Source organism: Leptolyngbya sp. CCNP1308, from assembly GCF_034932455.1.
Taxonomy (GTDB): Bacteria; Cyanobacteriota; Cyanobacteriia; order Phormidesmidales; family Phormidesmidaceae; genus Nodosilinea.
The window spans coordinates 244043-255102 of sequence record NZ_JAYGIH010000036.1; the positions used below are offsets into that span (position 1 = coordinate 244043).

The 11060-nt window shown below is 53.9% G+C and carries 8 protein-coding genes; 5 read left to right on the forward strand and 3 right to left on the reverse strand.

Annotation, left to right across the window (positions count from 1 at the left end; genetic code table 11):
* Positions 1 to 40: 40 nt before the first annotated feature.
* Complete coding sequence (locus VB780_RS11060; protein WP_323351204.1) at positions 41 to 427, reverse strand: hypothetical protein; 387 nt, start codon at positions 425 to 427, stop codon at positions 41 to 43.
* Between the two features lie 325 nt (positions 428 to 752).
* On the opposite strand from VB780_RS11060, the gene VB780_RS11065 reads away from it, so the two are divergent.
* Together VB780_RS11065 and VB780_RS11070 are read left to right on the forward strand one after the other, a co-directional pair.
* The gene (locus tag VB780_RS11065) at positions 753 to 2834 is read left to right on the forward strand and encodes an NAD(P)H-quinone oxidoreductase subunit 5 (RefSeq protein WP_323351205.1); all 2082 of its coding nucleotides are present in this window, start codon (positions 753 to 755) and stop codon (positions 2832 to 2834) included.
* A gap of 155 nt (positions 2835 to 2989) precedes the next feature.
* Positions 2990 to 4576, forward strand: a complete 1587-nt coding sequence (locus VB780_RS11070; RefSeq protein WP_323351206.1) for an NAD(P)H-quinone oxidoreductase subunit 4 — start codon at positions 2990 to 2992, stop codon at positions 4574 to 4576.
* Between the two features lie 77 nt (positions 4577 to 4653).
* Here VB780_RS11070 and VB780_RS11075 read toward each other — a convergent pair whose 3' ends face one another.
* Positions 4654 to 5097 (reverse strand): Fur family transcriptional regulator, encoded by a 444-nt coding sequence (locus VB780_RS11075; RefSeq protein WP_323351207.1) that lies wholly within the window; start codon positions 5095 to 5097, stop codon positions 4654 to 4656.
* Positions 5098 to 5862: 765 nt separating this feature from the next.
* Here VB780_RS11075 and VB780_RS11080 point away from each other — a divergent pair.
* Positions 5863 to 6441: a hypothetical protein gene (locus VB780_RS11080; protein WP_323351208.1), complete on the forward strand. Its 579-nt coding sequence runs from the start codon at positions 5863 to 5865 to the stop codon at positions 6439 to 6441.
* A 310-nt stretch (positions 6442 to 6751) separates the two neighbouring features.
* Here the strand turns inward: VB780_RS11080 and VB780_RS11085 are convergent, their stop codons facing one another.
* Positions 6752 to 7873 carry a sensor histidine kinase gene (locus VB780_RS11085; protein ID WP_323351209.1) on the reverse strand — a complete coding sequence of 374 codons (1122 nt, stop codon included), beginning with the start codon at positions 7871 to 7873 and terminating at the stop codon, positions 6752 to 6754.
* Positions 7874 to 8656: 783 nt separating this feature from the next.
* Between VB780_RS11085 and VB780_RS11090 the strand changes: the two genes are divergently transcribed.
* Both VB780_RS11090 and VB780_RS11095 read left to right on the forward strand, forming a co-directional pair.
* Positions 8657 to 10426 carry a sensor histidine kinase gene (locus VB780_RS11090; protein WP_323351210.1) on the forward strand — a complete coding sequence of 590 codons (1770 nt, stop codon included), beginning with the start codon at positions 8657 to 8659 and terminating at the stop codon, positions 10424 to 10426.
* A gap of 147 nt (positions 10427 to 10573) precedes the next feature.
* The gene (locus tag VB780_RS11095) at positions 10574 to 10957 is read left to right on the forward strand and encodes a cupin domain-containing protein (protein ID WP_323351211.1); all 384 of its coding nucleotides are present in this window, start codon (positions 10574 to 10576) and stop codon (positions 10955 to 10957) included.
* Positions 10958 to 11060 lie beyond the last annotated feature (103 nt).

Below are 11060 nucleotides of genomic sequence, written 5' to 3' on the forward strand. Positions count from 1 at the left end.
GGGATGGTTAGACACCCCATCACTCCCCCACCCTATTTCCCTAAGGTTTCTTGATTTCAAAGGAAATCGTATCCGCCTTGCGGCTGGCCTTGGCGGACTTTATAGGGGCCACGACTGCTGGGGTAGGTGGTGCTGTCGGGCTTGGCCAGGAGGGATCCGCTGACTTTGTCGGTAGGGAGCTGAAGGTGGGCCAGTTGCGGCCAAAAAGCGCGACATAGTTGGAGGCGATCGCCAGCCCAATGCCCCCGGCGATCGTCAGTGGCAGCGATAGCTCAACGCTACTCACCCAGGGCAGATGCCCCAACCACTGGGCGGCTTCGGCCCCAAAAAACAAGATCAAAAAGCAGACTAGCCAGAGCTTCATAGCATCCCAAAACATTTCTTGTGCCAAAGACTGAGCCCAGTAAATCATTAGCTGGTCAGCCATTGAACCATTCCCAGAGAACAGCGGCTGCCCTGATTATCGCTCAAGGGTGAGATTTTGCTCTCGGCCAGCAATTGCCCAACGAATCGGACATCTTTCTTAAGAAACCTGCCCTTAGGCCACGCAGGTCGACAGAATGAGCCTGGGGTAAGCGTTTGGTAGCCTGGCTGGGCTGCTGAGGCGGGCTCTAAAGCTGGTCTGACTGGGGGCGATCGCGCCTCAGCTTCCTCGATTTTGCTATGAAACCGACTTTTCCTTGGGGAAGGGTATGTCAGAATGTAAGCGGTTTTTTGCCAACTCACGCAAGCTCTTGGAGTAGGCAGTCGAAATGGATTCTGTAGACACGCTTTATCAATACGCCTGGCTGATCCCGGTGCTGCCGCTCATCGGGGCTGCCATCGTTGGCACCGGGTTGATTTCCTACGGTGAGGCCACCAGCAAGCTGCGGCAGCCGGCGGCAATCTTCATCGTCTCCCTGATGGGGGCGGCGATGGCGTTTTCCTTTGCAATTTTTTGGAGCCAGTGGCAGGGGCACGCCCCCTACCAGGCCATGTTTGAGTGGGCCTCGGCGGGCGACTTTCACATTGAGATGGGCTATACCATCGACCACCTGGCGGCGCTAATGCTGGTCGTGGTCACCACCGTCGCCTTTCTGGTGATGATCTACACCGACGGCTACATGGCCCACGATCCCGGCTATGTGCGGTTCTACGCTTACCTGAGCCTGTTCAGCTCCTCCATGCTGGGCCTGGTGATTAGCCCCAACCTGCTCCAGGTCTACGTGTTCTGGGAGCTGGTGGGCATGTGCTCGTACCTGCTAATTGGCTTCTGGTACAACCGCAAGCCCGCCGCCGATGCCTGCCAAAAGGCCTTCGTCACCAACCGCGTGGGCGACTTTGGCCTGCTGCTGGGCATCCTCGGCCTGTTTTGGGCCACCGGCAGCTTCGACTTTGAAATCATGGGCGAGCGGCTGACCGATATGGTCAACATCGGCAGTCTGCCCGCCAGCGTCGCCGCTATCTTCGCCATTCTGGTGTTCCTCGGCCCGGTGGCCAAGTCGGCTCAGTTCCCGCTGCACGTGTGGCTGCCCGACGCCATGGAAGGCCCCACCCCGATCTCGGCGCTGATTCACGCCGCGACGATGGTGGCGGCGGGCGTGTTCCTGGTCGCCCGCATGTACCCCGTGTTCGAGCACATCCCCACGGTGATGACCGTGATTGCCTACACCGGGGCGTTTACGGCATTTATGGGCGCGACCATCGCCATCACCCAAAACGACATCAAGAAAGGGCTGGCTTTTTCAACCATGTCGCAGCTGGGCTACATGGTGATGGCCATGGGTGTGGGTGCCTACAGCGCCGGGCTGTTTCACCTCATGACCCACGCCTATTTCAAGGCGATGCTGTTTTTGGGATCCGGCTCCGTGATTCACGGTATGGAAGCGGTGGTGGGCCACGACCCGGTGCTGGCTCAAGATATGCGCCTGATGGGCGGCCTGCGCAAGTACATGCCCGTTACCGCCATCACCTTTCTGATTGGCACCCTGGCGATCTGCGGCATTCCCCCCTTCGCGGGCTTCTGGTCTAAGGATGAAATTCTGGGCGCGACCTTTGCGGCGAACCCCGTTCTGTGGGTGGTGGGTTGGCTGACGGCGGGGATCACCGCCTTCTACATGTTCCGCATGTATTTCTCCACCTTTGAGGGCAGCTTCCGGGGCAACGATGAGGGCATTCGCCGCGACCTCAAGCGGGCGCAGCTTCAGAAGATGGGCGCATCCCTGGGCCCCGGTGCCATGAACCCCCAGGAGCTAACCCTGGATGCCCCCCACGACGACCACGATGACCATGGGCACCACGCCCACGAACCCCACGAGTCGCCCCTGTCGATGACCTTTCCGCTGATGGCGCTGGCGGTGCCCTCGGTATTGGTGGGCCTGCTGGGTACGCCTTTCGCAAACTACTTCGAGGCCTTCATCCATCCCCCTGGGGAAGTGGTAGAAGCCCTGGAGTCGGCGGAGGCCTTTGACTGGAGCGAGTTTGCGCTGATGGCGGGGAGTTCCGTTGCGATCGCCACTGTCGGCATCATCATCTCCGTGCTGATGTACCGCACCAAGGTGGTTGACCCGAAGGCGATCGCCGCTAAAATCCCTTTCCTCTACAATCTCTCGCTCAACAAGTGGTACATCGACGAAATCTACGATGTGGTCTTCGTCCAGGGCAGCCGTAAGCTGGCCAAGCAGGTGCTCGAAGTCGATATCCGCATCGTCGATGGCATCGTTAACCTAGCGGGCCTCGTCACCCTAGTGACTGGCGAAGGGCTAAAGTATCTGGAGAATGGCCGCGCTCAGTTCTATGCCTTGATTGTGTTTGGGGCGGTGCTGGGGCTGGTGTTGCTGTCAGGCGTCACCTAAGCGTGAGCGGCGGGGAGAGGAAAGTGTTGAGCTCTTTGTTTTGAATTTTGAATTCTCAATTTTTAATTCCAAACTCAAAATTCAAAACCTTCTCCCCCTCCTCAATTTCCCTTAATATCCTGCCCTTTTAGCAGAACGCGACGAGAAACAGCACTATGGACTTCGCGACTTTTCCCTGGTTGACCACCGTTACGCTGCTGCCGCTGGTGGCCTGCATAGCGATACCGTTTCTACCTGACGACAACGGTAAGACGGTGCGCTGGTACGCCCTGTCGGTGGGCCTGATCGACTTTGTGTTGATTGTGGCCGCCTTTTACCTCAACTATGACTTCAGCAATCCTGGTCTACAGCTAGTCGAGAGCTACACCTGGGTGCCCCAGCTCGACCTCAAGTGGTCGGTGGGGGTAGATGGTCTATCGATGCCCCTAGTGCTGTTGACCGGGTTTATCACCACCCTGGCGGCCCTAGCGGCCTGGCCGGTGACCCTTAAGCCCAAGTTCTTTTACTTTTTGCTGCTAGCCATGTACAGCGGCCAGATCGGCGTGTTTGCCGTGCAGGATATGCTGCTGTTCTTCCTGTTTTGGGAGTTAGAGCTGATTCCGGTGTATCTGCTACTGTCAATCTGGGGTGGCAAGAAGCGGCTCTACGCGGCGACTAAGTTCATTCTCTACACCGCTGGCGGGTCGCTGTTCATCTTGGTGGCGGCGCTGGCGATGGCCTTCTACGGCGACACCATCACCTTTGACATGACGGCCCTGGCAGAGAAGGTCTATCCACTGCGGATGCAGCTTTTGCTCTACGGCGCGTTTTTGATTGCCTACGCCGTCAAGCTGCCGATTATTCCGCTGCACACCTGGCTGCCCGATGCCCACGGTGAGGCTACGGCCCCGGTGCACATGCTGCTGGCGGGCATTTTGCTTAAAATGGGTGGCTATGCCCTAGTGCGCATGAACCTGGGCATGCTGCCCGATGCCCATACCTACTTCGCGCCAGTGCTGGTGATTTTGGGCTGCATCAACATCGTTTACGCAGCGCTGACCTCCTTCGCTCAGCGCAACCTGAAGCGCAAGATCGCCTACTCGTCGATTTCCCACATGGGCTTTGTGCTAATTGGGATTGCCTCCTTTACCAACTTGGGGCTGAGCGGCGCGGTGCTGCAAATGATCTCTCACGGGCTGATTGGGGCCAGTCTGTTCTTCTTAGTGGGGGCCACCTACGATCGCACCCACACCCTGATTTTGGATGAAATGGGGGGCGTGGGCAAAAAGATGCCCAAGATCTTCGCCATGTTTACCGCCTGCTCGCTGGCCTCGCTGGCGCTGCCGGGCATGAGCGGCTTTGTGGCTGAGCTCATGGTGTTTGTGGGCTTTGCCACCAGCGATGCCTACAGCTTGACCTTTAGGCTCGTCACCGTCATCTTTATGGCCATTGGAGTCATTCTCACGCCCATCTACCTGCTGTCGATGCTGCGGGAGATTTTCTACGGCCCTGAGAATAAAGAGCTGATCGAGCACGAAGTGCTAGCCGATGCCGAACCCCGCGAGGTGTTTATCATCGCCTGTCTGCTGGTGCCGATTATCGGCTTTGGTTTCTACCCCAAGATGCTGACCCAAATCTACGACGCCACTACCCAAAAGCTCACGGCCCGACTCAGTCAGGTGTTTGTGACCGACTCCAGTGGCGAAGGGTTGGCTCCCCTTGCTGCGCTGCCGGTGCTAAAAGCGCCCTCGGTGAGTCAGTAAAGGCGTTATGCCGATACCAAACACCCCTCGGAACCAATCTCCGAGGGGTGTTTAGTATCGGGGAAATTGCAAAGATCTTACTGGGTGGCGGTGGTGGTGCCAAAGAAGTCAATGCGGTAGTCGGTGATGGTGACCCCCGTGCGGGCTTCGATCTGCTGAATCAGGTCGGCGGGTAGGGTGACCTCAATGTCAATAATCTCGTTGGTGTCGAGGCAGTTGACGTGGCTGTGGGAGTCGCTTAGGTGGCCGTAGAGGCGACCGTCGGCCCTTTCAACGCACTCAATAATGCCCTGCTCAGAGAGGGCGTCAAGGTTTTGGTAGACCGAGGTGTGGCCAATCTCGCGGCCCTGCTGGTTGAGGCGATCGTAAATTTCGCGGGCAGAGAGGTGGCCCTGGTGCTGCCACAGCAGATCTAAAATGTAGCGCCGCTGCCGACTGAGCCGCATGCCAAGGGCCTGGCATCGCTCAATGGCATCGTCTAGAGAGGCGATGGGCTTATTGGGGGCAGCTTGCTCATCCATAGTAGGGGAGGTAGTTCGTACTCAGTACCACTTTAACTTGTTTAAAAGAATCGTGTCTAGCACTACAAATATAAGGTGGAATCTCGGGGTAAATCCGGTCTCATTCAGGATGAAAGGTTAGTTTAGTCATTGTCTAGATTGCCCAACTGTAAGGCGTTTTAGCGCTGACCGAGAGGTTTGCTGAACCTAACCGTAGATTAATCCATTGAGTTTTGCGGTCGAGCTGTTTTTTTACGCTGCATACAGCAAAGACCTTAACAGCACAAGAATTCTAGACCCAAGACGGGTGTTTGGCCTAGCGCAACCTAGTGAAACGTTGATCTGGCAAAGGCTTGAGCGGGTAGGCGCTGGCTAGTTTCGCCTCGGGGTTGGTTGCCATCGGCGCTCCGTTGACGAAAATGCCCAATCGCTGAATGCGCAACTGCAAGGAGGGGGGCTCAGAACAGAGTTCGCTGGGCTCAATTTGCAGTGGCTAGCTGCCTGCGATCGCGGTTAGAGCCTGGAGTCGAGCTGTTCCATACCGTTTGACTACCCTAAAGCGGGCAGACACTGAGTCAATGGCAACCCCATAAAAACAAAAACTTTCGCTATTCAGCGTATACGCTGACTTGGCCCAATCTCTTCCCTACTGGTGGATAAATCTCCCCCTAAGAGTCGGTTTTATTCAGGCAAGAAATAACTATTGTTCAGGAATGATCCAATAGAACTAATCGTCACTCGTTAGCTTCTATGGAGAAATAGCCTTTAGCAAGGAAGATGGTCTATATGAACGTTAACAAAAACAACGATTACAAACCAGATCTTAATCGTGATCCGGATCCAATCCATCAACCGACTGATGAGCACAAGCCAGATCCTGATAGCAATCCTGACCCAATTACTGGGGAGCAGGGTGCTCGCCCGGTGGGTACTGGGGTTGGCGCTGCAGGCGCAGGCGCAGTGGGCACTGCCGTTGGGGTTATTGTCGGTGGCCCCATTGGCGGTGCCGTAGGTGCTGTGGTTGGTTCGGTAGCCGGTGGGCTACTAGGTAAGGGAGTGGCTGAAACCCTAGACCCTACCGTTGAGGATGAGTACTGGCGTCACAACTACGCTACCCGCCCCTACGTAGAGCCTACCTACACCTACGAAGACTATAGCCCTGCTTACCGCACTGGTTACGAAGGCCACTCAACATACTCAAAACAGGGGCTGACCTACCAAGACGCTGAACCCCACCTTAGACAACAATATGAGCAGCAGTCTAGCTCTAGCCGATTGGGTTGGGATAAGGCGAGACATGCCAGCCAAGACGCGTGGCATCGGCGTGAACACGTTGCTTCTGACAGCGACACAAAATTCAAGTAGCGTCTACTTGTAATTGCTTAAAGGCTCTAAAGGTTGCTTTAGAGCCTTTGCTTTTTTTGGTAGTTGGCCAGACAGCTCAGGGTCAAGGAAGCCAACACAACCAAAAGCTGGGACGCTATCTGGTTCGCCATCGTTTCTCAAGGAATGTTGTCTTTATGTGCCCTAACTAAAAATGGCGATGCAATTGGCCTGAATTTTGACTGAGCCAGAAGTTTTGATGTGCGTTCTGGCAGGCGCGTGGCCGACTTCAAACGACTTTTGCGGCGGTGCCTTTTACGGTAGCGATTATTGGACTATTAAGTGGGCAAATCTATTCAGGTAGCTTGATAATGAAGCTTGTTCCTTTACCCTCTGCGCTTTCAATGTCGATGGTTCCCCGGTGAGCTTCGACAATGTTCTTTGCTAAAAACAGCCCCAATCCCCAGCCTGTTTTATCTTCTGCCGAAGGAGTTCGCCGAAACTGCTGAAAGAGAATGGATTGAGTCTCCGGTGGAATGGGATTGCCCTGGTTGTGAATAGCAAGGTGAATCCACCCGTTATCCCTTTGAAGGTTGAATGTAATTGGAGTGTCGGGTTCGCCATACTTCACGGCGTTGCTGGCTAGATTTTCAATCACCCGCCGAAGTTGCTTGCGGCTGCAGCTGGTGGTAATGCTTGGGTCTGAAACTACGACAAAGCGTTCTCCGTAGGTAAAAGCTAGATCTTCCACGCTTTCTTTAAGCAGCTGATCTAGGTTGCATTCTTCAAACTCTAGGGAGAGACTTTGCCCTGCTCGTAGACGACTAGCGTCGAGTAGGTTTTGAATCATGGCATCCATGCGATCGATGGCACCGATCATTCTTACGGTAATGTCGAGGTGGGCATCGCCTCGCTCAAACCGGCGCAAAATTAGCTGAGCACCCATTTTTACAACATTGACTGGACCTCTAAGGTCGTGGGTCAATGTCACCATAAACATTTCCTGAATATCCCTGAGTGTATGGGAAAACTGCGTGGCGGCATCGTTAACCGCTTGCTCAATGGAATCAATAATAATGTCTCGGTCTCTTACATTTAGGGAGGCTTTTTCTTCTAGAACTTGGAATATGACCTGACGAAGAATATGGTATTCCAAAATGAGCTGACTCACGGTGTAGTCGGCATACCCGGCACGCTCATGGCCATGCTGTTTGCCGACGTGAGTGCTCTCTAGTCTAATGGCTTCAATTTGGGCTGAGGTCTTGCCGGACTGATCGGAGAGAACGTCGGCTAGGTGATTTAAATAACGAGGCAAAGAATTTTGTAAAGCCAGCGAGTCTTGATGAACTGATGCGCTCAATTCGTCGCGGGTTCGAATTTCCCATAACTCCATAATCTTTTTAGAATTCTTCTTAAGACGTTCAGAAGTCGAGTTCGAAACCGTCTTTTTGTTTGAGAAGTGGGAGTCAGGCATCTTTGCAGTAGTCTGGATGATATTGAGAGTTATATCAGCCAACTGCGGCGGAGTTCATCACCCATTTGGTAGAAGATGTTGTTGGCATTTGTGCTGTCTGTGATACTTGCCTTAGTTAAGGGTATGGAGCGATACATATACACTGACTGAACGTTAATGCGATCGCTTAAGCCACAGGCTCTTTAGTAGGGCAAAGCCTAAAGAAAACAGAAAGAAAGCAGGTGTTCGCATGATGTATGGTATTTGCGATCTGCGTGTCAGGCCGAAAAAAGCAGCTGATACCGTGCTGAAGATTGTTTGCCTGTGAGGTTTTATTCTGTGCTGGCTTTGGGCCTCAGCTCAGGAATGTAGATCATTTACGGGCTGAGGTTGTGCCTAGATCATCATGATCTTTAATGATCTTTTGAGCAATGTCATGGGTAAGAATGCTAGAGGGGCGATCGCTATCCTTCCCGACACCAATCGCCTTTTGCCTCATCAAAATCTATCTTAAGACTGATGTTTTTGTATCTAAACCTAGAAGTGGATAGTGTCGCAAGATGCCGGGTAACATAATATTCTCACTGGCAATTGTGGGGTAATGGGTGGAGCTTCTGAGAGGCAGTCGACAGTAGTCTGCTCATACAGCAGACTCTACAGCGCATGCCATACAAATAGATGGTAAACAAAAAAGCTAGACAGACTGGCATTTTAGACGCGCTTGCTAAGCGCATTGCCTTAGCAGATCTACTACCTGCACCGAAATCGCCTGGGGGGCAGACGCTCTCGCTCAGGTGGTACCTTGTGCTGCTGGTGGCGGGAACGCTGCTACCGGTTGTGCTGTTTGCTGGTGCGGTTGTCTTGAGGCTCTCAAACCAAGAGCAGGCTGTGTCAGAGCGGCTGATGCTCCGGGAGGCCCATAATCTGGCTTCGACAGTAGGGAGTGAATTTTCTAGCACAACTCGAACGCTACAGGCCCTAGCGGCATCTGAACAGCTCTACCAAGGCGATCTGGAAAGCTTTCACAACGAAGCGAAGCGATTGACAGCGACGCAAATCACCTGGTTGACCACGATTCTGCTATCTCCCGATGGGCAAGAGCTGCTCAACAGCGGGCATTCCTTGAGCCGCCCCCTGCCCTACACCCACGAATCTGAGAGTCTAGAGCGACTGATTGAGACTCGTCAGCCCACGGTAGGTGATTTGGGGCAAGGGCAGCTGGGGCAAGACTTTGCTTTTCCGGTGCGCGTGCCCGTCATCCAAGACGGCAATTTGCAGTATGTTTTGACGGCTATTATCTCGCCTGAGACCCTGGCTAACGTTGTTGGTGCTCGACTCCCGGTCGATGGAGAGTGGACGCGTACCATTGTCGATGGCCAAGGGGTGGTTGTCGCCCGCACCCGCAACCCTGAACGCTTTGTGGGCAAGCTGGGCACCCCCTCTTTTTTGCAGCACATTGGCGCAGCCAATGAGGGTGTCTACCGGGATACTACCCTAGACGGCATAAAGGTGTATGTCGCCTTTAGCCGGGTGCAAGACACCCCCTGGACGGTGGCGGTCACGGTGCCAGTCGAAGTCGTTCAGAGCCCCGTGAGACGGGCGATGTGGCTAGTAATTGGGTCGGGTTTAGCGCTGCTGTTGGTAAGCGGCTTGGGGGCTTATTTGCTGTCGCGACCGATCTCTCGCGGTATTACCAAGGCGGCGTTGGCGGCAGAAGCGTTGGCCAACGGTGAGCCGCCCCAGGTCAGCACACTTTCGATTCGAGAGATTGTCCTGCTGGGGCAATCCCTAGAGTTTGCCGCTAACCTGCTGTCTCAGCAGGAGCGAGAGCGGGCTGAAAACCTCATGCGGGCAGAAGCTGCCCGAGAAGAAGCAGAGGCCGCCAACCGCATCAAGGACGAGTTTTTAGCGGTGCTCTCCCACGAGCTGCGAACGCCGCTGAACCCGATTGTGGGCTGGTCTAGTCTACTGCGCAGCGGCAGATTAGATGCCGAAAAAACGGCGTTTGCCCTAGAGGCGATCGAGCGTAATGCCAAGCTACAAACTCAGCTGATTGAAGATCTTCTAGACGTTACCCGCATTATGCAGGGAAAGCTAAATTTCAAAAAAGTACCGGTTAGTTTGGCCTCAGTTGTTGAAGCTGCTATCGAAACGGTGCGGTTAACGGCAGAAGCTAAGTCTGTTCGTATTCAGGCTGATTTAGATCCAGCGGTTGGGCTGGTTTTAGGAGACCCTACCCGTCTCCAGCAGGTAGTTTGGAATTTGCTCAGCAATGCGGTTAAGTTTTCGCAGGAGGGCGAGCAGGTTGACGTGAATTTGCTGAAGGTTGGTTCTCAGGCTCAAATTCAAGTCAGCGATACTGGTAAGGGCATTCATCCTAATTTCATTGCCCATATATTTGAGTATTTTCGCCAAGAGGATGGCACCACAACCCGCAAATTTGGCGGTCTAGGGCTAGGGCTAGCGATCGCCCGAAACCTAGTAGAAATGCACGGTGGCACCATTCAAGCTGAAAGCCTAGGCGAAGGTCAGGGAGCAACCTTTACCGTTAGGCTGCCACTGCTAGAAAGCTGACCATGGGAGAATTTTGCGATCGCCAATAGATAACCCCAAGCTATTCGAATTCTAGAGGGATACGGTGCTACGAGCTGGGCCTGACGATAGAATGAATGGCCTAAACGCAATCTACTGATTGTGAGTTTAGAGTAGCTGGAGAATTGCATGAGCGAACCCCAAAGCCCTATTGCCGTTGTAGCCTCTGAAGCCCCGCTGCGAACCAAATCGTCAAACTACCCAGAGCCCTTTGCCTCTAGAATGGCGGGTCGAGAAAAGAGACCTTTGGGAAACCTGTTTGGGCTATCTAACTTTGGCGTCAACCAGGTGAAATTGATGCCTGGTGCCGTTTCAGCTTTGCGACACGCCCATTCCACCCAAGACGAGTTTATTTATATTCTTTTAGGAACACCAACCCTGATTACCAATGCTGGAGAAACGCTGCTGCAACCCGGCATGTGTGCCGGGTTTAAGGCAGGCAGCCATGACGCTCACTGCTTGGTCAACAAAACTAGCGAGGAGGTGGTTTATAGCTATAGCCAGTCTGATTAGGACATAATCTAGAGGTAGAGACATCCCCACCTGTGTGCCATGGCCAAACCCTACAGCCTCGATTTGCGACAAAAAGTCGTTGACGCCATCGAACTGGATGGGA

Excerpts from the sequence above, each read along its gene's own strand:
- VB780_RS11095 (WP_323351211.1), top strand. The coding sequence starts at position 10,574 with ATGAGCGAACCCCAAAGCCCTATTGCCGTTGTAGCCTCTGAAGCCCCG.
- VB780_RS11080 (WP_323351208.1), top strand. The coding sequence starts at position 5,863 with ATGAACGTTAACAAAAACAACGATTACAAACCAGATCTTAATCGTGAT.
- VB780_RS11070 (WP_323351206.1), top strand. The coding sequence starts at position 2,990 with ATGGACTTCGCGACTTTTCCCTGGTTGACCACCGTTACGCTGCTGCCG.
- VB780_RS11065 (WP_323351205.1), top strand. The coding sequence starts at position 753 with ATGGATTCTGTAGACACGCTTTATCAATACGCCTGGCTGATCCCGGTG.
- VB780_RS11085 (WP_323351209.1), bottom strand. The coding sequence starts at position 7,873 with ATGCCTGACTCCCACTTCTCAAACAAAAAGACGGTTTCGAACTCGACT.
- VB780_RS11060 (WP_323351204.1), bottom strand. The coding sequence starts at position 427 with ATGGCTGACCAGCTAATGATTTACTGGGCTCAGTCTTTGGCACAAGAA.
- VB780_RS11075 (WP_323351207.1), bottom strand. The coding sequence starts at position 5,097 with ATGGATGAGCAAGCTGCCCCCAATAAGCCCATCGCCTCTCTAGACGAT.